Raw genomic sequence first — 23116 nt, 5'->3', positions numbered from 1 at the left:
AGGACGCATGACCGACCGCAGGAACTCGATACTCGACGAAGTCCGGGCCTACCACGCCGAAGCCGATACCGGACGCGGATTCGTGCCCGGGGAAACCGAAATCTGGCCTTCCGGCGCGGTGCTGGACGCCGACGACCGCGTCGCGCTGGCCGCGGCCGCGCTCGACCTGAAGATCGCCGCCGGCGGGGCGTCGAGGACGTTCGAATCGCGCTTCGCCCGCAAACTCGGCCGCCGCAAGGCGCACCTGACCAACTCCGGCTCGTCGGCCAACCTGCTCGCGCTGTCCGCGCTCACCTCGCCGCAGCTCGGCGAGCGGCGGCTGCGCCCCGGCGACGAGGTGATCACCGTCGCCGCCGGGTTCCCGACGACGGTGAACCCGATCCTGCAGAACGGCCTGGTGCCGGTGTTCGTCGACATCGAGCTGGGCACCTACAACACGACGGCCGAGCGGGTCGCGGCCGCGGTGTCCGGCCGCACCCGGGCGATCATGGTCGCGCACGCGCTCGGGAACCCGTTCGAGGCCACGGAAATCGCCCGGCTGGCCGAAGAGAAGGGCCTGTTCCTCGTCGAGGACAACTGCGACGCCGTCGGCTCGACCTACGACGGGCGGCTCACCGGGACCTTCGGCGACCTCACCACCGTCAGCTTCTACCCGGCCCACCACCTCACCATGGGCGAAGGCGGCTGCGTGCTCACCGCGGACCTGGGCCTGGCCCGGATCGTGGAGTCCCTGCGCGACTGGGGCCGGGACTGCTGGTGCGAGCCGGGGGAGAGCAACAAGTGCCTCAAGCGGTTCGGCTACCGGCTGGGCGACCTGCCGGCCGGCTACGACCACAAGTACATCTTTTCCCACGTCGGCTACAACCTGAAGACGACGGACCTGCAAGCCGCGCTGGGGCTTTCGCAGCTGGCGAAGCTCGACGAGTTCTGCGCGGCGCGGCGGCGGAACTGGCGGCGCCTGCGCGACGCCGTCGACGGGCTGCCGCACCTGCTGCTCCCGGAAGCGACCCCACGCAGCGACCCGAGCTGGTTCGGGTTCGCGCTGACCGTCACGGCCGACGCGCCCTTCACCCGCGCGGAACTGGTGTCGTTCCTGGAAGAACGCAAGATCGGGACCCGGCGGCTGTTCGCGGGCAACCTCACCCGCCACCCCGCCTACCAGGGGCAGCGCTACCGGGTTTCGGGCGAGCTGACCAACAGCGACGTCGTCACCGAGAACACGTTCTGGGTCGGGGTGTACCCGGGGCTGACCGACGAGATGATCGACTACGTCTCGTCGTCGGTGAAGGACTTCGTCGGCGGACGGGCGGCGAAGCGGTGAAGGGCGTCATCCTGGCCGGCGGGACCGGCTCGCGGCTCGGCCCGGTCACGCAGGCGACGTCCAAGCAGCTGCTGCAGGTCTACGACAAGCCGATGATCTACTACCCGTTTTCGGTGCTCCAGCTCGCCGGGATCCACGACATCCTGCTCATCACCACCCCGGCCGACCGGCCCGCCTACGAGCGGCTGTTCGGCGACGGGAGCGCGCTGGGGATGACCATCTCCTACGCGGAGCAGGACCGGCCGCGCGGGATCGCGGACGCGTTCCGGCTCGGCGCCGCGCACATCGGGGACGAGCCGGTGGCGCTCATCCTCGGGGACAACATCTTCCACGGCCCGCGGTTCCCGACGATCCTGGCCGACGCGATCAAGAACCTCGACGGCTGCACGCTGTTCGGCTACCCGGTCGCCGACCCCGAGCGCTACGGCGTCGGGGAGGCCGACGAGACCGGGCGGCTGGTGTCGCTGGAGGAGAAGCCGGCGCGGCCGCGGTCGAACCGGGCGATCACCGGGTTGTACCTCTACGACAGCGAAGTCGTCTCGATCGCCGCGCGGCAGCGGCCGTCGGCGCGGGGCGAGCTGGAGATCACCGACGTCAACCGGGCCTACCTCGACCGCGGGCGCGCGACGCTGGTCGACCTGGGCCGCGGGTACGCCTGGCTGGACACCGGAACCCCGGACGCGATGGCCGAGGCGGCGAAGTACGTGCAGATCATCGAAAACCGCCAGGGCGTGCGGATCGCCTGCATCGAGGAGATCGCGCTGCGCATGGGGTTCATCGACGCGGCCGCGTGCCACCGGCTCGGCGCGGCGATGTCGGGCTCGGACTACGGGCGGTACGTCATGCAGATCGCCGAAGCGGCCGGCGCCCCGGCGCTCGCGTAGGGAGGGAAATCGTGTTGTTCCACGACATCGGGCAGTGCCTGGACTGGCTCGCCGAGCGCGACCGGGCCCAGGACTTCACCGTCACCCGCACCCGGCTCGACCGGATGCCCGGCTGGGCGGTCGATCCCGTCACCGGCGACCTCGCCCACCGCAGCGGGCGGTTCTTCACCGTGGAGGGGCTGGCGATCGGCACCGACCACCGCGACGTCGAGGCGTGGACCCAGCCGATCATCGTGCAGCCCGAGATCGGCATCCTCGGCATCCTCACCCGCGAGATCGGCGGGGAGCCGCACTACCTCATGCAGGCCAAAGTTGAGCCGGGCAACGTCAACGGCGTCCAGCTCTCGCCGACCGTCCAGGCCACCAAGAGCAACTACACGCGCGTGCACCAGGGCAGCCCGGTGCCCTACCTCGAGCACTTCCGCAGTCCGCGCCGCGGCCGGGTGGTCTTCGACTCGCTGCAGTCCGAGCAGGGCTCGTGGTTCCTGAGCAAGCGCAACCGCAACATGATCATCGAGGTGACCGAGGACGTGCCCGTGCGGCCCGGGTTCTGCTGGCTGACCCTGGCGCAGCTGGGCGAGCTGCTGCTGGCCGACAACGTGGTGAACATGGACGCCCGGACGGTGCTGTCCGGGCTGTCGTTCGCCGCCGGGGCGGCGCCGGGCCCGGCCCGCACGGCCGAACTCGTCAGCTGGTTCACCGAGGTCAAGGCGCGGTACCGGCTGAGCCGGACGCGCACGCCGCTGGCCGCGCTGCCGGACTGGGAGCGGGGGCCGCACGAGATCCGCCACCGCGACGGACGGCACTTCTCGGTGATCGGGGTCGACGTCACGGCCGGGCACCGCGAGGTGAAGAGCTGGTCGCAGCCGATGATCGCGCCGCACGGGCGCGGGGTCGTCGCGTTCCTCGGCCGGCGGGTGGCCGGCCGGCTCGAGGTGCTGGTCCAGGCCCGCACGGAGGCGGGGACGCACGACGTCGTCGAGATGGCGCCGACGGTCCACTGCATCCCGGCCAACTACCCGGCCGGGGGCCGCCCGCGGTTCCTCGACGAGGTGCTCGCGGCCCCGGCGTCCGCGCGGCTGCTCGACGTCGTCCACTCGGAGGAGGGCGGCCGGTTCCACCACGCGGAGAACCGGTACCTCGTCGTCGAAACCGAGCCGGGCGCCGACCTCGACGTCCCCGACGACTTCTGCTGGATGACCCCGGCCGAGCTCGCCGGGTTCGTCGGCCACGGCAGCTACGTCAACGTCGGCGCCCGGTGCCTGCTCGCGTGCCTGAACCTGGCCGCCGGCCCCGTCCTGGACGGCGCGCGCCCGCGCGTCGCCGCCTGAGGGTCAGGGGAGGTAGCCGTGCAGGAACACCCGGACGCCCGCGGTGGCGAGCTCGGCGATTTCGGCGGCGGGGACGGGGATCGCGCCGTGGTAGCTGCGGCTGTCCACCTCCGCCGCCGCGAGCAGCGACAGGTGGAACGCGGCGCGCTCGGGGTCCTCCACGCGCAGCAGGCCGCGCTCGGCCAGCTGCCGCAGCCGCGCCGCGAGCTCCGCCTGGACGCGGTGCGGGCCGGCCTGCTGCCAGGCCGCCAGCACCGCGGGCGGGAGGTGCCCGGCCTCGGCCCGGATCTGCTGCACGAGCGCGAAGTGGTCGGCGAACTCCGGGTTCGGCCGGGCCCAGGCGACGGCGAACGCGGTGAGCGCCGCCTCGACGTCGGTGACGGCGCCGAAGTGGCTCTCGAGCAGGGCGAGCTGGGCCTCGGCGACCTCGGTCGCGCTGGTCTGGATGACCTCCTGGAACAGCCGCGCCTTGTCGCCGAAGTGGTTGTACAAGGTGCGCGTGGAGACGTCCGCCGCGGCGGCGATCGCGTCGATGCTCGCCCGGCTGTAGCCCTCGCGGGCGAAGGTGACCCGGGCGCCGTCGAGGATCGCGCGGCGCTTGTCGCTGGAGCGCTGGGGGCGGCGCGCCGCCGCTTCGGTGCTGTTCATGCGCTGATCCTAACCGATGTACAACGCCCGTTGCATCGGTAAAGTACAACGTGTACTGTACTTGGCGAAGCCTCCCGAGTATCCGCAGCAGAAGGAGTCACCATGACCCGGATCGCCGTCATCACCGGCAGCACCCGGCCGCGCCGCCGCGCGGCCCTGGTCGCCGCCTGGGTGCTCGAGGTCGCCGAACGGCACGCCGGCTCGGGCGACGTCAGCTTCGAAATCGTCGACCTGGCCGACTTCGACCTGCCGCTGCTCGACGAGCCGGTACCGGCGGCGATCGGCGACTACGCGAACGAGCACACGCGGCGCTGGGCGCGCGTCATCGACGGGTTCGACGGTTTCGTCTTCGTCACCCCCGAGTACAACCACTCGTACCCGGCCGCGCTGAAGAACGCGATCGACTACCTCTTCGCCGAGTGGGGCGACAAGGCGGCCGGGTTCGTCAGCTACGGCCTGCACGGCGGCATCCGCGCCGTCGAGCACCTGCGGGCCGCGGTGTCCGAGGTCAAGCTCGCGGACGTGCGCTCGTGCGTGGCGTTGTCGCTCTTCGCCGACTTCAAGATCACCGACATGACGCAGCCGGGCGAGTTCGCGCCCGGCGACCACCAGGAGCCGACGCTCACCCGGATGATCGACGAGGTCGTGGCCTGGTCGACGGCGCTGGCCCCGCTGCGCGCGGGCCGGGCGGCGGCGGGAGAGGTGCCGGCGTGACCCGCGCGGACGCGCCCGCCGCGCCGGCCACGGGTGACCGCATCGGCTGGCCGGTCTGGCGGCTCGCGCTGGTCATCGTGTTCGGGGCGTTCGCGTCCGGGCTCGACGCTTCGCTGACCAACATCGGCCTGGACACCATCGGCGCCGACCTGCACGCCGGGCTCGCCGAGGTGCAGTGGGTCGCGACCGCCTACATCGTCGCGCTCGCCGTTTCGCTGCCGCTGTGCGGCTGGCTGGGCCGCCGGCTCGGCCCGGGGCGGCTCTGGCTGATGGCCCTGGTGGCCTTCACCCTCGCCTCCGGGCTGTGCGCGGCCGCGCCCGACGTCGGCTGGCTCATCGCCCTGCGCGTCGTCCAGGGCCTGGCCGCGGGCCTGATGGTCCCGGCGGGCCAGACGATCATCGGCCAGGCGGTCGGCGCCGCGCGGCTGGGCCGGGTGATGTCGACGCTCGGCATCGCCGCGGCGCTGGCCCCGACGCTCGGCCCGGTGGTCGGCGGCCTGGTGCTGCACGCGCTGTCGTGGGAGTGGCTGTTCCTGATCAACCTGCCCATCGGCGCGATCGGCCTGCTGCTCGGCCTCCGCTACGTCCCCCGCGGCGAACGCGGCGGCGCGGCCCCGCTCGACTGGTGGGGTTTCGTGTGGATCGGCGGCGGGCTCCCGCTGCTGGTGTACGCGCTGACGGCGTGGAGTTCGGCGGGCACGATGGCCGCCTGGCCGGTGCTCGCGCCGCTCGTGCTCGGCGTCGCGGGCCTGACGGTGTTCGTCCTGCGCACCCGGCGCCGGGCGAACCCGCTGATGGACCTCGGGCTCTACCGGCGCCCGGTGTACGTCGCGGCCAGCGGCGCGGCCGTGTTCAGCGGCGCCCTGATGTTCGGCGCGGCCCTGGTTTTCCCGCTGTACTTCGAAATCCTGCACCACGACGGCGTGATCGGCACCGGCCTGCGGATGCTCGCGCTCGGCATCGGCACGGCGGTCGCGCTGCCGCTCACCGGCCGGCTGACCGACCGCTACGGCGGCGGCCTGGTCGCGACGTGGGGCAGCGTGGCCGCGCTCGCGACGACGATCGCGTTCCTCTTCGTCGGCGCCGACGCGAACGCCGACCCGGTGCTCATCGAGGTCCTGCTGGTGCTGCTCGGCGCGTCGGTCGCGGCGACCGCGGTCCCGCCCGGGATCGCGGCCTACCAGACGGTGCACCCGGACCAGCTCCCCGACGCCACCACGCAGGTGAACATCGTCCAGCGCATCGGCGGCGCCCTCGGCGGCTCGCTGTACACGGTCACCATCGCCAACGGTCTCGAGGCAGGCGAAGAGCACGCGTTCCGCGGGGTGTTCTGGTGGCTGACCGGCTCGGCCGTGCTCGCGTTGATGTGTTCGCAATGGCTCCGCATCACCCTCCACCGCGCCCGCACCACCCGTGAACCGCTGGAAAGGACGGACGAACAGTGACCATTCCGCACATCGGCGTCGTCGCCGACGAACCGTGGCTGAAGATCGGCGCCCGCGAGTTCCGCTCGAGGATCCTCGTGGGGATCGAGCAGTACGACTCGGTCCCGCTCGTCCGAGACGTCCTCAACGCGGCGGGCGCGGACGTCTTCATCACCACCGTGGACCCGGACAACCGCCGTTCGAGCCTGTTGCTGATGGACCTGGCCGACGAGCTGCCGCTCGACGACTTCACGTGGATCGGCACGACGTCGTTCGCCCGCACCAAGGAAAGTGCGTTGCGCAGCGCCAGAATCCTGCGCGATTCGCTGGGCATCGAGATCCTGAAGCTCGACGTGCGCGGCGACGACAACACGCCGGACAACGCGGGCACCGTCGAGGCGGCCCGCGAACTGCGGGCCGAGGGGATGGAACTGCTGCCGTTCATCCTGCCGGACCTGGCCACCGCCCGCGCCCTGGAGGAGGCGGGCTGCGCGGCACTGCGCGTGATGGCGTCCCCGGTCGCTTCGGGCCGCGGGATCGCGAACCCGGCGGCGATCCGGGAGCTGATCGAGCAGATCGGCATCCCGGTGGTCGTCGAGGGCGGGATCGGCAGCGCACGGCACGTCGCCGAGGCGATGGAGCTGGGAGCGTCGGCAACGCTGGTGAACACGGCTTTGGTCCGCGCGGAGTCCCCGCTGCTGATGGCGGCGGCGATGCGCCAGGCCGCGTTGGCGGGGCTGCTGTCGTACGAGTCCGGCCCGATGCCGGAGGTAGCAGCGGCGGTCTGACCCGGCGCGGCTTGCGCCGGCCCTGCCGCGGCTGCCGGTGCTGCACCAACCCGAGGCAGCCGGCGGAAATCGCCGCCACGCTCCGGCGCGGCGGGTGACGCCCGTCGGTTCGCAAGTTCCGGCCGGGGTCGCGAGTCGTTGCCGCGCTTCGGGTGTGGTCGCCGGTGCCGCCCGCGTGCGGTTCGCAAGTCCCGGCAGGACCGCAAGTCGTTGCCACACCTGGTGCCGGGCCACCCGGTCCGCCACCACGAACTCGCTGCCGCACTTCACCGTGTGGCAGCCGGAAATCGCCGCCGCGGGTTGGCGTGGCGGCGCTACGACCGGCGCGGCGGCTGAAGCCGCGCTTGGTGCCGGGCCACCCGGTCCGCTACCACGAACTCGCTGCCGCACTTCACCGTGTGGCAGCCGGAAATCGCCGCCGCGGGTTGGCGTGGCGGCGCTACGACCGGCGCGGCGGCTGAAGCCGCGCTTGGTGCCGGGCCACCCGGTCCGCTACCACGAACTCGCTGCCGCACTTCACCGTGTGGCAGCCGGAAATCGCCGCCGCGGGTTGGCGTGGCGGCGCTACGACCGGCGCGGCGGCTGAAGCCGCGCTTGGTGCCGGGCCACCCGGTCCGCTACCACGAACTCGCTGCCGCACTTCACCGTGTGGCAGCCGGAAATCGCCGCCGCGGGTTGGCGTGGCGGTTCGGGGAAACGAGGGGGAAGCTTTGTCGTCGGAAGTTCCGGTGCAGCCGCACCGGCCGGTCCCGCCACCACCGCGGGGCACCGCCGCGGTCCCGGCCCTGGTGGCGCTCGCCACCGCGGTCGGCAGTACCGGGCTCGCGGCGGGCGGCACGGCCGGTCCGTTGCTGGCCACCGCGATGACCGGGTCGGCCGCGGCGGCCGGGCTTCCGGTCGCGATGAACCTCGCCGGCCAGGCCGGCGCCGCCATCCTGATCTCGCGGCTGGCTTCCCAGGGCCGCCGCGGTCCCGGGTTGGCGGCCGGGTTCGCCGTCGGCGCGGCCGGCGCCGCGCTGGTCGTGCCGGCCGGCGCGAGCGGCAGCTTCCCCCTCGTTCTCCTCGGGAGCGTCCTGCTGGGTGCCGCCAACGCGGCGGTCTTCCTGGCACGGTACGCAGCGGCCGCGGTGGTTCCCCCGGACCGCCGCGGCCGCGCCCTGGGGCGGGTGCTGTCCGCGACCGCCGTCGGCGCCGTCGTCAGCCCGGTCCTGCTGGGCCCCGGCGCGGTGCTGGCCGCGCACGCCGGCCTCGTCCGCGAGTCCGGCGCGTACCTGGTGGCCATCGTGGCCTTCGGGGCCGCGGCCCTCGCGTTCGCCGCGCTGTCCCGCGCCGGTCTCTCCGGCGGACGTCCGGAAGGCGCCGAGACCGGGGGTGTCCTGCGGGCCCTGCGCTCGTCCCGCGCGTGGCCGGCGATCTCCGCGCTCGCGCTGACGAACTTCGCCATGGTCGGCGTCATGACCGTGGCGCCGGTCCACCTGAGCGCGGGCGGTGACGGCCTGACCGCCGTCGGGCTCGTGGTCGCGCTGCACGTCGTGTGCATGTTCGGCCCGTCCGCGGTCACCGGCGCGCTCGCCGACCGGTTCGGCCCGGTGTACCTCATCGCGGCCGGCGGCGTGTTCCTGTTCGGTGCCGGCGTGCTCGGCGCCATGGCCGGCGAGCACGACCCCGTGGTGATGACGCTCCACCTCGTCCTCGTCGGACTGGGCTGGAACGGCGGCGTGGTCGGCGGCAGCGCCCTGCTCGGCGCGACCGCGTCCCCCGGACTGCGCACCCACCTCGAAGGAATCGGCGAGGCGGCGATGGGGCTGGCGGCCGTGGTGGCCGCACCCCTGGCCGGCGTCGTCTCGGCGATCGGCGGTTACCGCGGCCTGGCCGCGGGGCTCGGCGTCTTCGCCGCCGCCGGTCTGGCCCTCACCTGCACGCGCGCCAGGAGGCGACCTTCATGAGGATTCTGACCTGCAGCAACAGTTGCCCGCGCTGGGACGGCGGGGTGCTCGCGCCCCGCTCGCCCGGCGGTCTCGCACCGATGCTCGTCGCGCTGCTCGAACAGCACGGCGGGCACTGGATCTTCACCGCGCCGCCCGACCGGCCGGACGCGCCGGACACCGTGCGGATCGGCGAGGACGTCTTCCTGCACCCGATCGAGCCGGGGGAAGACCTGCGGCGCAAGCACTACGACGAAATCTCCATCCGGCTCCTGCTCGGCCTGCTGCACTACATGCACGACACCTCGGCCCAGCCGGTGTTCGACGACGCCCTGTGGGCCGCCTGGGCCGGCTACGAGGAGGTCAACCGCACCTACGCCAAGCGGCTCGCCGAGCTGGCCGCGGGCGGCGAGGACACCCTCGTCCTGCTGAACGACCCGCACCTGATGCTGGTCCCGGAGTTCTTCACCGCGGAGCAGCCCGTCCGCGGCAAGCTCACCTACTTCCTCGGCACGCCCTGGTGCGAGCCGGACTACTTCGCGCTCATCCCGCGCCGCATCCGCGTCCGGCTCCTGACCAGCCTGCTGCGCTGCGACGTCGTGGGCTTCCACGCGACCCGGTGGGCCGACGCGTTCCTGCGCTGCTGCGCCCGGTACGTGCCGGGCGCCGTCGTCGACGGGCGGAGCGTGCACCTCGGCGGGCACCGGACGGAGCTCGTCGCGACGCCGTTCCCCCTCGACACCGCCACGATCGACCGCATGACCGGCGAAGCCGCGATGAAGCGGTGGCGCACCCGGCTGGCACGGTGGTCGCACGGGCGCCGGATCATGCTGCGCGCCGACCGGCTGGACCTGTGGAAGAACCTGCCCCGCGGGTTCCGCGCCTACGAGCTGCTGCTCGAACGCCGTCCGGAGCTGGCGGCGGAGTGCTGGTTCGCCGCGGTCGTGACGACACCGAGCCGCGCCGCCGGCCGCCACCGCGCCCACGCGGAGGAGACGGAGGAGATCGTGCACCGGATCAACACCCGGTTCGCGACCGGCGGCCGGGAGGCGGTTTCGCTGATCCGCCCGGCCGCGGACGACGACTCCCGCCACTGCGTCCTGGCCGGCCTGAGCATGAGCGACGCGGCAGTGGTCAACTCGACCTACGACGGCCTCAATCTCTTCGCCAAGGAAGCCGCGTACCTGCTGCCGGACGACGCGACGCTGCTGCTGTCGGAGAACGCCGGCGTGATCGAGGGCCTCGGCCGCTTCGCCGTCGGGATCGACCCGTTCGACCTGACGGCGACCGCCGAAGCAATGGAGGCGGCCCTGACCCGGCCGGGGTCATCACTGCGCAGCGAGCGCCGCGCGGCCCTGCGCGAGGAGACCGTGGCCGGCTGGGTGAAGGGGGTTTTCGGGCTCTGACCGGGGAGGCCGGGAACGCGGCGCGTTCCCGGCCTCCGGGATCGTGCTCAGCGGCTCAACACCGTGCCCGGCAAGGATTCCAGCGCCGCTCGCGGGGATTCCACTGCCGGCTGCGGCCGGATTTTCGCGTCCGGACCGCCCGCCGCCGCTGTCGTCAACGCGATCACCTGCGCCGCGATCGCTTGGCGACGGGCCTCGAAATCAGGGTCCGTCAAGCCCGTCGGCTGGCCCAGTACCGGCGTGTGCAGGTGCCCGCCCGCCACCGACGTCAGGCCCAGTCCCAGCCGGACCCGGTTCGCCCGGAACATCGATTCATTGCTCAGGTAGTTCCCGCCGCCGCCCGAAGCCGCGATTTCGCCGGGGGCCGGGGCGTCCGAGCGGCACACCGGCGTCCCTTCACCCGGGTGGGAAGAGTCCGGCCACACGCAGAACGCCTGGTTGAAGTTCACCGGGTACGCACCCGGCACCGCGAGCATCCGCGAGTACGGCAGCGTCGTCTCGATGAACTGGACGTCCGGTTGCGGCCAGCCCGCGGCCGGCGGGACGCCACCTGTCACCGAAGCGTTGTTGTTGTCCGGGAAGCCGCCGCGCCAGGCGCCCGCCCAGCGTTCGACGTCGAAGCGGCCCGGGCGGCCCTGGCTGATCGTCAGGACCACGTCCGGGCGCCGCGCGCGGTCGCGCAACGCCGTTCCGTACGCCGCTTCCACGATGCCCTGGTCGAAGTAGCCCCACACCACCGGGAAGCTCACGGCCTGGACCACGGCCGGGCCCGAAGGGGTGTCGAGGACGCGGCCGTCGAGCTGCAGCGCCGACGCGCCGGCCGGGTTCGAGATGGTGATCCCGGCGCCGTCCAGCTGGAACGGGTCGAAGCCGCTCACCATGACTCGCCGTGTCTTCCCGGGCGGGAAGCGGACATCGTCGAGGCCCCGCGAACCCCGGTCGAACGCCGAAAGCAGCGAATCCCGCTGCGAAGGGAACGGCTTCCACTGCCGGATCGCGCTGCTGAGCTGCAGCCGCGCCCAGTACAGCGGCCGGTCGTCGAAGCGGTCGAGCGTCCCGAGATCCGGGCGGCGGCCCTGCGCCCGGTCGACGGCCGTCCGCCACAGCCGGTCGCCCGCCTGCGTGACCAGGCGCTCGGCCCGGCGCGGGGTGCGCGCCGCGCAGAGGTCGTGCTTCACCTCGGCGACGAGCGGGTCGAACCCCGCCAGCCGGACGAGTTCGGGTCCGGCGGCGGGACCACCCGCGGGCAGGGAAGCGGTCAGCCGCTGTTCCTCGACGGTCAGCGGAACACCGGCGTCGAAGCAGCCGGGCGCGGCCGTGGCGACGGCCGGGAACGCGAAGAGCGGGACGGCGGCGAGCAGGGGGAGCAGGGCGGTCAGGCGCACGGGGTTCCCTCCACGGCGTGGGTGACGCGGCCGAGTCTTCCGCGACCGCGCCACCCGCGTAACCCCGGTAAGTCGGGATCAGCCGGTCGCCAGCACCTTCAGGCGCGAGATGTCCGCGCTGAAGCTGTCCTGGTCGATCGGCGAGGAGCTGTACTGCCAGAACGTGTAAAAGCCCCAGTTGTACGGCAGCGTGCCCGCCGAAGAGGCGTACCGAGCCACCCACAGCGGGTTCGTCGAGCTGAAGTCGCCGGTGTTGCCGGTGCACTGGCTCCACCAGCTCGTCGCCGTGTAGATCACCGGCCAGCGGGTCGTCTTCGCGTGGTACTCGTCGCTGAACGCCTTGATCCACGCGACCATCTGCGCGGGGGTCTTGCCGTAGCAGGCGTTGTTCGGGCCCCACTCGATGTCGAGCGTGCCGGGAAGCGTCTTGCCGTCCTTCGACCAGCCGCCGCCGTGGGCGACGAAGTAGTCGGCCTGCGCTGCGCCGCCCGAGGTGTCCGGGCGGCCGTAGTGGTACGCGCCGCGGATCATGCCGACGTTGTAGGAACCCGTGTACTGCTGGCTGAAGTACGCGTTCGTGTAGCCGGTGCCCTCGGTCGCCTTGACGTAGGCGAACTTCTTGCCCGCGCTCCAGTACGACGCCCAGTTGACGTTCCCCTGGTAAGCGCTTACATCGATGCCGGGGACGCTCGCGTCCACCGACGCCGGGGCCAGGCCGGCCGGGGCGACCCCGTCGTGGGCCCGGATCGCCGCGCCCATCTCGTGGTTGCCGGTGGCGTCTTGCTGGGGGAGCGGCGGCGAAGCCTCGGCGCCGGGGGCGGTCGCGACCAGCAGGGAGGTCGAGACCGCGAGTGCGGCGCCGAGCAGGCGGCGCCACCGTCGTGGTGCAGTCATGGTGAGTTGTTCCTTCCGGTTGCCCTCGCTGTGCGCGGTGTGCAGGCCGCGCCGCACGATTCTGTTACAGCGAGGACGGCAACGTCACTGCTCCATGTGATTTAATTTCCGGAACCCCTGAACTGTGTGAAAAGCTGACGAAACGGGTGTATCGGCCCCGTTGGCGTCTTGTAGGCAGGGGAACCAGGGGGCAGACTCGCCCGCATGCCCGCGCTCAGATGCCGCCGAACCCTCGTCATCGCCGCTGCCGCCGCGCTCGTCACCACCGTCGCGAGCGGGCCCGCCACCGCGGCCACGCCCACCCCCAAGTCGCCGGTCGCCGTCGGCTTCGGCGGGGCCGTGGCCAGCATCGACGCCGACGCCACCGCGATCGGCACCCAGGTCCTGCGCGACGGCGGCAACGCCGTCGACGCGGCCGTCGCGGTCGCCGCCGCGCTCGGGGTCACCGACCCCTTCTCCGCCGGCGTCGGCGGGGGCGGCTTCTTCGTCTACTACGACGCCAAGACGCACCGCGTGCACACTTTGGACGGCCGCGAGACGGCGCCGAAGACCGCGGACGCGAACCTGTTCGTCGAGAACGGTCAGCCGCTGCCGTTCAACGACGCCGTCACCAGCGGGCTCAGCGTCGGGGTGCCGGGCACGCCGGCGACCTGGTCCGAGGCGCTGCGCAAGTGGGGGACGCGCTCGCTGGCGAGGTCGCTGAAGCCCGCCGAGAACCTCGCGCGGAACGGCTTCGTCGTCGACTCGACGTTCCAGACGCAGATCGCGAACAACGCGGCGCGGTTCTCGGCGTTCCCGTCGACGCGCTCGCTGTACCTGCCGGACGGCGCCCCGCCGGCCCCCGGGACGGTCTTCCGCAACCCCGACCTCGCGGCGACGTACGCGCAGCTCGAACGCCAGGGCGTCGGCGCGCTGTACCGCGGCCCGATCGGCGCGGACATCGCGAAGACCGTGCAGAAGCCGCCGGTCGACCCGGCCTCGACGCTGAACGTCCGGCCCGGCAAGCTCACCACCGGCGACCTGGCCGCCTACGAAGCGATCGAGCGCCGCCCGACGCAGACCGGCTACCACGGACTCGACGTCTACGGTATGCCGGCGCCGTCGTCCGGCGGGCTGACCGTCGCCGAGGCGCTCAACATCCTCGAGAACTTCGACCTGAAGCACGCGAGCAAGGCCGACTACCTGCAGTACTTCCTGGAGTCGACCCGGTTCGCCTTCGCCGACCGCAACCGCTGGATCGGCGACCCGGCGTTCGTCGACGTCCCGGCGCGCGAACTGCTCAGCCAGCGTTTCGCCGACACGCGGGCCTGCCTGATCTCGAAGGACAAGGCGGCCACCAGCCCGGTCGCCCCGGCCGACCCGCGCCACCCGGCACCGTGCGCCGCGGGTGCCGCCGCCGCGCCGACGCCGTACGAGGGCGAGAACACCACCCACCTGACGGTCGCCGACAAGTGGGGCAACGTCGTCGCGTACACGCTGACGATCGAGCAGGAGGGCGGCAGCGGCATCGTCGTGCCGGGCCGGGGGTTCCTGCTCAACAACGAGCTGACCGACTTCTCGTTCACGCCGGTGACGCCGGGCGTCCCCGACCCGAACCTGCCGGGCCCGGGCAAGCGCCCGCGCTCGTCGATGGCCCCGACGATCGTCCTCGACCACGGCCGCCCGCTCTTCGCGACGGGCTCCCCGGGTGGCGCGTCGATCATCACGACGGTCCTGCAGGTGATCCTCGGCCGCCTGGACCGGGGGTTGTCCCTGGAGGACGCGATCGCGGCCCCGCGGGCATCGCAGCGCAACTCGGCGGCCGCCCAGGTCGAGCAGGCGTTCCTGGACCAGCCCGAGACGGCGGAGCTGCGGGCTCGCGGCCAGGGCTTCTCGACGGCCCCGGCGGAGATCGGCGCGGCCACGGGAGTGGAGCACCTGCGCGACGGCCGCTGGCTGGCCGCGGCGGAACCGGTCCGGCGCGGCATCGGCGCGGCACAGGTGGTGTGGCCCGCGCACTGGTAGGGCGCGAGCGCGCCGGGAACATCGGGGCCTTCTAGACTCGGCCCCGATGTTCCAGCCACCTGAAACCCCGCTCCCGCCGGGGGTGGGCCGATGAAGCTCGTCTTCGCCGGCACTCCCGAACCGGCGGTCCCCGCGCTGCGCGCGCTGCTCGACTCCGGGCGGCACGAGGTCGTCGCGGTCGTCACCCGTCCCGATGCGCAGGCCGGCCGCGGCCGCCGGGTCGTGCGGTCGCCCGTCGGCGCGCTCGCCGACGAGCACGGCATCGAGGTCCTCACGCCCGCCCGCGCCGGTGATCCCGCCTTCCTCGCGCGGCTCACCGAGCTCGCGCCGGACGCCTGCCCGGTCGTCGCCTACGGGGCGTTGCTGCCACAGGCCGCCCTCGACATCCCGCGGCTCGGCTGGGTGAACCTGCACTTCTCGCTGCTGCCCGCGTGGCGCGGCGCCGCGCCGGTCCAGGCCGCGATCCGGGCCGGCGACGAGATCACCGGGGCCTCGACGTTCCGGATCGTCAAGGAGCTGGACGCGGGCCCGGTCTACGGCGTCGTCACCGAGGCCATCGGCGCCACCGACACGGCGGGCGGCCTGCTCGGGCGGCTCGCGGAGTCCGGGGCGAAGCTGCTGCTGTCCACCATGGACGGTCTCGCCGACGGCAGCCTGGTCGCGCGCGAGCAGCCCGCCGAGGGCCTCAGCTACGCGCCGAAGGTGACGGTCGAGGACGCGCGCGTGTCCTTCGCCGACCCGGCCTCGGCGGTCGACCGGCAGATCCGGTCGGTCACGCCGGACCCGGGCGCGTGGGCGGAGTTCCGCGGCGAGCGCTTCAAGCTCGGCCCGGTCACGGTGCTCGACGAGCCCGGCCCGCCGCCGGGCGAGATCGTCGTCGAGCGCAAACGGGTGCTGGTCGGGACGGCGACGAAGCCGCTGCGGCTCGGCGACGTCCAGGCACCCGGCAAGAAACGGATGGCGGCCACCGACTGGGCGCGCGGTACGAGGATCGACCAGGGAGAGCGCCTCCGGTGAACGACAATAGGGAACGACGTCCGTCACGGCCGCAGCGGGGCCGCCCGGCGCCGCGCAAGGAAGGCCCGCGCCGCCCGCCGTCGGTGGACCCGGCCCGGCAGGCCGCGTTCGACGTCCTCGCGGCCGTGCGGACCAAGGACGCCTACGCCAACCTCGTCCTGCCGGACCTGCTGCGCGAGCGGCGGATCACCGGCCGCGACGCGGCGCTGGCCACCGAACTCGCGTACGGCGCTTCGCGCGCCCAGGGGCTGCTCGACGCCGTCATCGAGTCGTGCGCGGAGCGGCCGCTCTCGCAGACCGACCCCGCGGTGCTCGACGCGCTGCGCCTCGGCGTCTACCAGCTGTTGCGCACGCGCATCCCCGAGCACGCCGCCGTGACGTCCACTGTGGACCTCGTGCGCGCGGAAGGGGGTTCGTGGGCAACGGGTTTCGCGAACGCCGTCATGCGCAAGGTGTCCGAAAAGGACGAAGCGGCGTGGCTCGACGAGCTCGCGCCGGACGACGCGGCCGACCCGATCGGGGCCTACGCGCTGCGGACCGCGCACCCGCGCTGGATCGCCCGCTCGTTCGCCGAAGCGCTGGGCGACAAGGGCGCCGGCCTCAAGGCCGCGCTCGAAGCCGACGACGCGCGGCCCGAGGTGCACCTCGTCGCCCGTCCCGGCGAGATCAGCGCCGACGAGCTGGCCGCGATCACCGGCGGCGACCCGGCGCCGTACTCGCCCTACGGCGTCCACCTGCCCGCGGGCGCCGGCGACCCGGCCGGCATGGAGCCGGTCCGCGAGCGGCTCGCGGCGGTCCAGGACGAGGGCAGCCAGCTCTGTGCGATCGCCGCGACGAAGGTGCCGGTCGAAGGCACCGACGAGCGCTGGCTCGACCTGTGCGCGGGCCCCGGCGGCAAGGCCGCGCTGCTCGGCGCGCTGGCGGCGCTGAGCGGGGCCACCGTGGACGCCGTCGAGATCGCGCCGCACCGCGCGAAGCTCGTCGAGAAGGCCACGACCGGGCTGCCGGTGAAGGTGCACGTCGCCGACGGTCGCGAGAGCGGCCTCGAGCCGGGCTACGACCGGATCCTCGTCGACGCGCCGTGCAGCGGCCTCGGCGCCCTGCGGCGGCGGCCGGAAGCACGCTGGCGGCGTCAGCCGTCCGACGTCGCCGACCTGACGAAGCTGCAGGGCGAGCTGATCAACGCGGCCTACGCCCTGCTGCGGCCCGGCGGCGCGCTGACGTACGTCGTCTGCTCGCCGCACCTCGCCGAGACCGAAGGCGTGCTGACGGAGACCGCGCGCCGGCTGAAGGCCGAGGTGCTGGACGCGCGCGGGTTGTTCCCGGGCGTCCCGGAGCTCGGCGACGGCCCGTACGTCCAGCTGTGGCCGCACCGCCACGGCACGGACGCGATGTTCTGCGGCGTGCTGCGCAAGCCGTGAGAACCCTCGGCCTGGTGGCTGGCTCGTGCGGCGGACTGGACGTCCGGTTCGCCGCCGAGCTGGCCCGCCCCGCCGCGGAGCGCGGCTGGCGGACGGCAATCACGTTGACGCCGACCGCGATGAGCTGGCTGGAGTCCGCGGGCGCACTCGACGAGGTCGCGGCGTGCTCCGACCTGCCGGTCCGCAGCGTCTCCCGCCTCCCGGGCGAGCCGCGGCCGCACCCGGACCCGGAGGTGTTCCTGTTCGCCCCGGCGTCGGCCAACTCGGTGGCGAAGCTGGCGCTGGGCATCGCGGACAACCAGGCCCTGACGGTGCTGGGCGACGTGCTGGGCGCGCCGGGGATCACGATCGTGGTGGCGTACCAGATCCAGCAGACCCGGGTCCACCACCCGGCGTGGCAGCGCCACCTCGACACCCTGTCGGAAGCCGGGGTAACGCTGCACCGGTTGGATCCCCGGCGCTCGTGGACCGAGGCGCTCGACCTGCTGCCCTGAGCGCTGCGTCGGCTCCCGGCGAGGCGGCGCCGAGCTGGGCGGAGGCCGGGTTCTCGCCGCGCCGGTGCTGGACACGGGAGTGCAGCCGCGGCTGCGCCCCCATTTCCACGCTACCGGTCACCACCGACAGTTCCGGCCCTCCGGCCCTCCGGCCTACGAGCACACCGCCGCGTCCATCGCCGCCAGGAGGTGGCCGCTCGTCTCCGCCGGGGTCGGGTTCTCGTTCAGCACCACCGTTGCCCGGCGTCCGCCCGGACCGACGCCCGCCAGGTTCGTGAAGCCGATGATCCCGCCTTCGTGCCCCCAGAACTGCCCGCACGACACCGGAATGCTCCCCAGCCCCAGCCCGTACCGCGCGCCCGGGACCCCCAGCTCGGCGGGGACCGTGCGGCGCATCTCCGTCAGCTCGGCCGGGCGCAGCAACCGCCCGCCCAGCAAAGCGCCGTAGAACCGGTCCAGGTCGGCCGGGGTACTCACCAAGCCGCCCGCCGCGCCCGCGATCGTCGCGTCGAAGTCGCTGAAGTCCACCAGCTTCCCGCCGATCGGGGCGTACCCGACCGCGTGCGGGGACGGCAGCTTTTCGTCGCCGCGGCGGGGCAGGTACGTGTCGCGCAAGCCGAGCGGCCGGGTGATGCGGTGCGCGATCGAGGTGTCCAGCGGCTGCCCCGTGACGCGCTCGACGAGCATCCCCGCCACGATGTAGTTCGTGTTCGAGTACGACCACCCGGTGCCCGGCGGGAACAGCGCCGGGTGCTTCAGGGCCATCGCCACCAGCTCGGCCGGCTCGGCGCCGCGGTGGCGCAACGCCTCCGGGTCCGCCAGGTCGAGGTCGTCGGTGTAGTTGTAGAGCCCGCTCGTGTGCTGCAGCAGCTGCCGCACGGTGATCCGGTGGTCCGGCAGCAACCCGGGCAGGTACTGCGAAACCGGCGCGTCCAGCTTCACCCGGCCCTCGCCCACGAGCTGCAGCACGACCGTCGCCACGAACGTCTTCGTGACGCTGCCCGCGCGGAAGGAACCGTTGCGCGGGAACAGTTTCCCGGTGGTGACGTCGCCGGCGCCGCTGCGCGTGACCCGCGTCCGGGCGCCGTCCTGGACCACCGCCGCCGCGCCCGGGACGCCGTCCTGGCCGGTCAGGACGTCCAGGCTCGCCTGCACCGGCGAGCCGGTCACCGGTGACCCGGCCACCGGTGACCCGGCCGCCAGCGCCGGTGCCGCCGTCGTGGCCGCGAGCAGGGCGGCGAGCGTGCCGGCCGTGATGATCCGCAAAGACTTCCGCATGAGAAAACCCCCTGGTGTCTCGGTGTTCCCCACGCTAGGGAGCCGGGACGCCAGGGGGCATGGGGCAGGCCGCCGGAACGGACCGGGGGCCTGCCCCACCACGCTCAGCGCAGCTTCAGGGCCCGCTTCAGGGTCCCGAAGAGGTCGGTCTGGTTGGTCAGCCCGACGATGTTGGCCGCCTGCGGGCCGAGACCCGCGATGCGCACCTGGGTACCGGTGTGCGACTGCGAGCCGCCGGTCTCCGCGGTGCCGTAGGCCAGCGTCATGTTCGCGCCCTCGTTGGTGACGAGCGTCGCGGTCAGGCCCGGGGTGGCCGTCGGCTCGACGATCTGGCTGCTGTGGCCGTGGTCGGCGGTCACCAGCACCAGGGTGTCGGGGTGGCTGCGGGCGAACGCCGTACCCGCCGCGATCGCCGCGTCGAAGTCGACCGTCTCGCCGATCTGGCCGCACGGGTCGGCCGCGTGGTCCTGCTTGTCGATGCTCGCGCCCTCGACCTGGAGGAAGAAGCCCTTGTCCGCACGGCGGTCGTCGAGCAGCTCGAGCGCCTTGCGGGTCTGGTCGGCCAGCTTCGGCTGGGTCTTGGGCAGGTTCGCGTTCGTGGCGCAGCGGGTCGGCGCGGTGCCGCCGTGGACGGCCGCCGGGCCGGTCCAGTTGACCGGCATGTTGCCCTCGGCGAACAGGCCGAGGACCGGCTTGCCCTTCGGCGCCTTCGCCAGGTCGGCCGCGGTGTTCACGACGTTGTAGCCGGCCGCCTTGGCCTGCTCCAGCACGGTCTTGCCCTTGAACTTGCCCGCCGTCACCGGCTGGTTGAAGTACTTCGCGCCGCCGCCCAGCAGGACGTCGGGGCGGGTCTGCACCAGCTGCTCGGAGATCGAGCCGAGGCCGCCGTTCTCCTTGGCGTTCTTCGCGCACTTCGCGGTCGTCTCGACCGGGCCCTTGCAGTCGCGGTTGACGACGTGCGAGCCGAGCACGGCCGGGGTCGCGTCCTGGACCTCGGCGGTGGTGACGTCGCCGGTGCGCAGGCCGTTGCGCTTGGCGATCTCGAGGATCGTCGGGACGTCGTTGCCGTACGCGTCGACGGAGATCGCGCCGTTGTAGGTCTTGGTGCCGGTGGCCCAGCCGGTGCCGGACGCGGCCGAGTCGGTCACGTAGTTCGGCTTGGCCGGGTTGTTCTGCTCCACGGCGTACGTCGTGTAGTCGCCGGTGAGCGGCAGCTCGTCCATCGCGAGCCGGCCGGCGGCGCCGCGCTCGTAGTTGCGGGCGGCGGTGATCTCCGACTGACCCATGCCGTCGCCGATGAACAGGATCACGTTGCGGGCGTGCCCGCCCTGGATCGCCGAACGGACGTCGTTCGTGCGGTCACCGGTGCCGGCGGATGAGCGCGCGTCGGCGTTGTCGGAGCCGTTGGTGGCCAGGGCGACGGGGGCGGCGGCGACCAGCGCGGCGCCGAGTGCGCCCGCGACCAGCCACCGGCGGCGGCCGGCGAACAGCGAAGCCATGTTTCTCCTCATTGGGGGACTTCGGGAGGTAAGCGCCCGGATTCCGGACACGTGCTATTAGTCCTTCTGCATGTGTGGTGCGCAGGGACTGGGAGTGACGCCCGGGTGTCCGCTGGCCGAACTCCTGACTTCCCGCGGGTGACCGGGAGCACGTCGGTTATTGACCGGCGAGGTGTCCCGGCCGCACGACGCCCGATTCGTACGCTATGACCACCGCTTGGCTGCGGTTGCCGGCGCCGAGCTTGCCGAAGATGTTGCCCACGTGGGTCTTCACCGTCTCCAGGCTGATCACCAGCGCCGCCGCGATGTCCTGGTTGGACAGTCCGCCGGCGATCAGCCGGAGCACCTCGGCTTCGCGCCGGGTGAGCGTTTTCGCCGCCCGCGCGTGCTTCCCGCCCGGCGGCGACGGTCACCGACGGCGTGCGCGATCTCCTCCCTGCGCGCCCGCTTCAGCAGGAACCCGCTGGCCCCGGCCAGCAGCGGGTCGTCGAGCGCGGCGAGCACCTGCCGGGTGGCTTCGATGCCGTCGGTGCCGGGCATCCGGACGTCCATCAGCACGACGTCCGGGCGGCTCCGGCGCACCGCGGGCAGCACTTCGGCGCCGTCGGCCGCTTCGCCGACGACGGGCAGGCCCGCTGCTCCAGCAGCGCTGTCGGCGAGCAGCACCGTCGGCGTCATGCGCCGGCCCGCAGCGGGATGGTCGCGCGCAGCCGCCACCGCTCGCCGTCCGGGCCCGCGGCCAGCTCGCCGCGCAGGGCTTCGACGCACTCGGCCGGACCGGTCAGCCCGTGCCGCCCGGTCCGCGGCCGATCGACGGCCAGCGCGTTCACCACGGCGATGGCGAGCTGCTCCGGCCCGGCCTCGACCCGGACGTCGACCGCGCCCGGACCGGCGTGGCGCAGGGCGTTCGTCAGGCCCTCCTGGACGATCCGGTAGCCCTCCCGCGACACCGCGGCCGGCAGCGCGGTGACCGCCCGGCGACCGCCGGCCGGACGTCGAGCCCGGCTTCGCGGGCGCGCACGGCGAGGACGTCGACCTCGGCCAGCGTGCGCTGCGGCTCCTTCGCCGCGGGCTCGTCGCGGAGCAGGCCCAGCACGTGGTCGAGGTCCTCCAGCGCGCTGCGGGAGGCTTCTTCGATCGTGCCGAGTGCGCCCCGCGCCTGCGCCGGGCCGGTCTCGGCCAGCCCGGCCGCGGCGGCCGCCTGGATCGTCGACGTCGTGAGCGTGTGCCCGATCGAGTCGTGCAGCTCGCGGGCCAGCCGGTTGCGCTGGGCGAGCACGGCCGCGCGGCGTTCGGCCAGCGCCGCGCGTTCGGCCGCGGAGGGGCCCAGCAGCGCCGTGGCACCGGCCCGGAAAGCACGCGTGGCCGCCGCGGTGACCAGCAGCGCGGCCGCCGGCATGACCAGCGAGGCGGGTAGTGTCCAGGCCCCGGCGACGGCCTTCGCGCCGAAGAACGAGAACTCGTCCTGGTCGCCGCGCAACCACATCGCGACGGAGAAGACACCGAAGAGGAGGAGGCAGTCGACGACCACGAGGAGGCCGCCGAACCCGGCGTGCAGGACCAGCCACGCCCCGGACCGCAGGCGGTCCGGCCAGGCGGGCCGCGCCCGGCCCGGCGACGGCAGCGACGTGCCCAGCAGCCCGTTCGCCGCGGCGATGCCGAAGCGCCGCACCGGTCTCAGCAGCCCCAGCAGACCCAGCAGGACCGCGAGCGAGACGAGCGCGAGCAGGACGCGCGGCCGTCCCGCCGGGCTCAGCAGGGCCCACGGCACGGCGAAGGGCGCCACCGGGACGGTCAGCGCCGCGCCCAGCACGGCGTACGGGAGGCTGCGGTAGCCGCCGGGACGCAGCAGGGACCTCGAGAAATCGGACATGGCGGCGAGCCCAGGGCGGCCGGAGTGGCGCACACCTCCCTCCGCGGAGCCAGATCCTGGTCACAACCGGTTAGCGACCGTTAGCAGCGGCCTCCTACACTCGGGACGTGGCAGACCGACCCCTGATCGCACCCAGCATCCTGTCCGCGGACTTCGCCCGGCTCGGCGAGGAGATCGCCGCCGTCGCGAGCGGCGGGGAGACCCGTGCCGACTGGGTCCACGTCGACGTGATGGACGCGCACTTCGTGCCCAACCTGACCCTCGGCCTCCCCGTCGTCAAGGCGCTGCTGAAGAGCACCGACGTGCCGATCGACTGCCACCTGATGATCGAGGACCCGGACCGCTGGGCGATCGGCTACGCCGAGGCCGGCGCCTACAACGTCACCGTGCACGCCGAAGCCGCGAAGGACCCGATCGCGCTCGCGAAGAACCTGCGCGCCGCCGGGGCGAAGGCCGGCCTGTCGCTCAAGCCGGGCACCGCGCTCGAACCGTGGCTCGACGCGCTCAAGCACTACGACACGCTGCTCGTGATGTCGGTCGAGCCGGGCTTCGGCGGGCAGTCGTTCATCGCCGACGTCCTGGAGAAGGTCCGCACCGCGCGGCGGCTGGTCGACACCGGGCACCTGAAGCTGGTCGTCGAGATCGACGGCGGCATCAACGCGGACACGATCGAGCAGGCCGCGGAGGCGGGCGTCGACTGCTTCGTCGCCGGGTCCGCCGTCTACGGCGCCGGCGACCCGGGCAAAGCGGTCGCCGCGCTGCGCGAGCAGGCGGCCCGGGGCCGGGCGGGCTGACCCACCCGGGCGGCAC

20 protein-coding genes and 1 pseudogene are annotated in these 23116 nt (G+C 73.4%); 13 read left to right on the top strand and 8 right to left on the bottom strand.

Features of this window, described 5'->3' with window-relative positions; all coding sequences use genetic code 11:
- The first annotated feature begins 7 nt into the window (after positions 1-7).
- The 3 genes from rfbH to MUY14_RS22470 are packed head-to-tail and all read left to right on the top strand — an operon-like array spanning position 8 to position 3536.
- Positions 8-1321, top strand: coding sequence for a lipopolysaccharide biosynthesis protein RfbH (rfbH, locus tag MUY14_RS22480; protein WP_247011605.1), 1314 nt, complete (start codon positions 8-10; stop codon positions 1319-1321).
- Positions 1318-2205, top strand: coding sequence for a glucose-1-phosphate thymidylyltransferase RfbA (rfbA, locus tag MUY14_RS22475; protein WP_247011604.1), 888 nt, complete (start codon positions 1318-1320; stop codon positions 2203-2205). Before rfbH ends, rfbA begins: the two co-directional genes overlap by 4 nt.
- An 11-nt stretch (positions 2206-2216) precedes the next feature.
- The gene (locus MUY14_RS22470) at positions 2217-3536 is read left to right on the top strand and encodes an NDP-hexose 2,3-dehydratase family protein (RefSeq protein WP_247011602.1); all 1320 of its coding nucleotides are present in this window, start codon (positions 2217-2219) and stop codon (positions 3534-3536) included.
- 3 nt (positions 3537-3539) lie between these two features.
- Here MUY14_RS22470 and MUY14_RS22465 read toward each other — a convergent pair whose 3' ends face one another.
- Positions 3540-4184 (bottom strand): TetR family transcriptional regulator, encoded by a 645-nt coding sequence (locus MUY14_RS22465; RefSeq protein WP_247011600.1) that lies wholly within the window; start codon positions 4182-4184, stop codon positions 3540-3542.
- 102 nt (positions 4185-4286) lie between these two features.
- Between MUY14_RS22465 and MUY14_RS22460 the strand changes: the two genes are divergently transcribed.
- From MUY14_RS22460 to MUY14_RS22440, 5 genes are all read left to right on the top strand, one after another.
- On the top strand, positions 4287-4898 hold the full coding sequence (locus MUY14_RS22460) for an NADPH-dependent FMN reductase (RefSeq protein WP_247011598.1): 612 nt from the start codon (positions 4287-4289) through the stop codon (positions 4896-4898).
- Complete coding sequence (locus tag MUY14_RS22455; RefSeq protein WP_247011596.1) at positions 4895-6343, top strand: DHA2 family efflux MFS transporter permease subunit; 1449 nt, start codon at positions 4895-4897, stop codon at positions 6341-6343. The genes MUY14_RS22460 and MUY14_RS22455 overlap by 4 nt, the downstream gene beginning before the upstream one ends.
- Positions 6340-7110, top strand: a complete 771-nt coding sequence (locus tag MUY14_RS22450) for a HisA/HisF-related TIM barrel protein (protein WP_247011594.1) — start codon at positions 6340-6342, stop codon at positions 7108-7110. The genes MUY14_RS22455 and MUY14_RS22450 overlap by 4 nt, the downstream gene beginning before the upstream one ends.
- Before the next feature lie 710 nt (positions 7111-7820).
- Positions 7821-9056: an MFS transporter gene (locus tag MUY14_RS22445; RefSeq protein WP_247011591.1), complete on the top strand. Its 1236-nt coding sequence runs from the start codon at positions 7821-7823 to the stop codon at positions 9054-9056.
- Positions 9053-10441, top strand: a complete 1389-nt coding sequence (locus MUY14_RS22440) for a trehalose-6-phosphate synthase (RefSeq protein ID WP_247011589.1) — start codon at positions 9053-9055, stop codon at positions 10439-10441. Before MUY14_RS22445 ends, MUY14_RS22440 begins: the two co-directional genes overlap by 4 nt.
- Positions 10442-10488: 47 nt before the next feature.
- Here the strand turns inward: MUY14_RS22440 and MUY14_RS22435 are convergent, their stop codons facing one another.
- Both MUY14_RS22435 and MUY14_RS22430 read right to left on the bottom strand, forming a co-directional pair.
- Positions 10489-11826: a hypothetical protein gene (locus MUY14_RS22435; RefSeq protein ID WP_247011587.1), complete on the bottom strand. Its 1338-nt coding sequence runs from the start codon at positions 11824-11826 to the stop codon at positions 10489-10491.
- 78 nt (positions 11827-11904) lie between these two features.
- A complete protein-coding gene (locus MUY14_RS22430; protein WP_247011584.1) occupies positions 11905-12720 on the bottom strand; it encodes a lysozyme in 816 nt (271 codons plus the stop codon).
- Positions 12721-12924: 204 nt separating this feature from the next.
- Between MUY14_RS22430 and ggt the strand changes: the two genes are divergently transcribed.
- The 4 genes from ggt to MUY14_RS22410 all read left to right on the top strand — a co-directional run bounded on the left by ggt (position 12925) and on the right by MUY14_RS22410 (position 17656).
- On the top strand, positions 12925-14724 hold the full coding sequence (gene ggt, locus MUY14_RS22425; protein WP_247011582.1) for a gamma-glutamyltransferase: 1800 nt from the start codon (positions 12925-12927) through the stop codon (positions 14722-14724).
- Between the two features lie 90 nt (positions 14725-14814).
- Positions 14815-15741, top strand: a complete 927-nt coding sequence (fmt, locus tag MUY14_RS22420; protein ID WP_247011580.1) for a methionyl-tRNA formyltransferase — start codon at positions 14815-14817, stop codon at positions 15739-15741.
- Positions 15738-17162 carry an RsmB/NOP family class I SAM-dependent RNA methyltransferase gene (locus MUY14_RS22415; RefSeq protein WP_247011577.1) on the top strand — a complete coding sequence of 475 codons (1425 nt, stop codon included), beginning with the start codon at positions 15738-15740 and terminating at the stop codon, positions 17160-17162. The genes fmt and MUY14_RS22415 overlap by 4 nt, the downstream gene beginning before the upstream one ends.
- On the top strand, positions 17159-17656 hold the full coding sequence (locus MUY14_RS22410; protein ID WP_247011575.1) for a flavoprotein: 498 nt from the start codon (positions 17159-17161) through the stop codon (positions 17654-17656). The genes MUY14_RS22415 and MUY14_RS22410 overlap by 4 nt, the downstream gene beginning before the upstream one ends.
- A 153-nt stretch (positions 17657-17809) precedes the next feature.
- On the opposite strand, the gene MUY14_RS22405 is transcribed toward MUY14_RS22410, so the two are convergent.
- The 5 genes and pseudogenes from MUY14_RS22405 to MUY14_RS22385 form a co-directional block, all read right to left on the bottom strand.
- Entirely contained in the window at positions 17810-18934 is a 1125-nt protein-coding gene (locus MUY14_RS22405) for a serine hydrolase (RefSeq protein WP_247011574.1), read from the bottom strand.
- Positions 18935-19038: 104 nt separating this feature from the next.
- A complete protein-coding gene (gene phoA / locus MUY14_RS22400; protein ID WP_247011573.1) occupies positions 19039-20433 on the bottom strand; it encodes an alkaline phosphatase in 1395 nt (464 codons plus the stop codon).
- A 157-nt stretch (positions 20434-20590) separates the two neighbouring features.
- A pseudogene (locus tag MUY14_RS22395) lies at positions 20591-21111 on the bottom strand (response regulator transcription factor).
- Entirely contained in the window at positions 21108-21383 is a 276-nt protein-coding gene (locus tag MUY14_RS22390) for an ATP-binding protein (protein ID WP_247011571.1), read from the bottom strand. Before MUY14_RS22390 ends, MUY14_RS22395 begins: the two are co-directional and overlap by 4 nt.
- Positions 21344-22306, bottom strand: a complete 963-nt coding sequence (locus MUY14_RS22385) for a histidine kinase (protein ID WP_247011569.1) — start codon at positions 22304-22306, stop codon at positions 21344-21346. Before MUY14_RS22385 ends, MUY14_RS22390 begins: the two co-directional genes overlap by 40 nt.
- 122 nt (positions 22307-22428) lie before the next feature.
- On the opposite strand from MUY14_RS22385, the gene rpe reads away from it, so the two are divergent.
- Positions 22429-23100, top strand: a complete 672-nt coding sequence (gene rpe, locus MUY14_RS22380) for a ribulose-phosphate 3-epimerase (protein ID WP_247025203.1) — start codon at positions 22429-22431, stop codon at positions 23098-23100.
- Positions 23101-23116 lie beyond the last annotated feature (16 nt).

Source organism: Amycolatopsis sp. FBCC-B4732, from assembly GCF_023008405.1.
Taxonomy (GTDB): domain Bacteria; phylum Actinomycetota; class Actinomycetes; order Mycobacteriales; family Pseudonocardiaceae; genus Amycolatopsis; species Amycolatopsis pretoriensis_A.
Note: the sequence above shows the minus strand (reverse complement) of the source record. Positions and strands in the feature narration are given on the sequence as shown.

Bases quoted from the DNA above. Each gene is read 5' to 3' on its own strand.
- rfbH (WP_247011605.1), top strand. From the start codon at position 8: ATGACCGACCGCAGGAACTCGATACTCGACGAAGTCCGGGCCTACCAC.
- MUY14_RS22465 (WP_247011600.1), bottom strand. From the start codon at position 4,184: ATGAACAGCACCGAAGCGGCGGCGCGCCGCCCCCAGCGCTCCAGCGAC.
- MUY14_RS22460 (WP_247011598.1), top strand. From the start codon at position 4,287: ATGACCCGGATCGCCGTCATCACCGGCAGCACCCGGCCGCGCCGCCGC.
- MUY14_RS22440 (WP_247011589.1), top strand. From the start codon at position 9,053: ATGAGGATTCTGACCTGCAGCAACAGTTGCCCGCGCTGGGACGGCGGG.
- MUY14_RS22430 (WP_247011584.1), bottom strand. From the start codon at position 12,720: ATGACTGCACCACGACGGTGGCGCCGCCTGCTCGGCGCCGCACTCGCG.
- ggt (WP_247011582.1), top strand. From the start codon at position 12,925: ATGCCCGCGCTCAGATGCCGCCGAACCCTCGTCATCGCCGCTGCCGCC.
- fmt (WP_247011580.1), top strand. From the start codon at position 14,815: ATGAAGCTCGTCTTCGCCGGCACTCCCGAACCGGCGGTCCCCGCGCTG.
- MUY14_RS22405 (WP_247011574.1), bottom strand. From the start codon at position 18,934: ATGCGGAAGTCTTTGCGGATCATCACGGCCGGCACGCTCGCCGCCCTG.
- phoA (WP_247011573.1), bottom strand. From the start codon at position 20,433: ATGGCTTCGCTGTTCGCCGGCCGCCGCCGGTGGCTGGTCGCGGGCGCA.
- MUY14_RS22385 (WP_247011569.1), bottom strand. From the start codon at position 22,306: ATGTCCGATTTCTCGAGGTCCCTGCTGCGTCCCGGCGGCTACCGCAGC.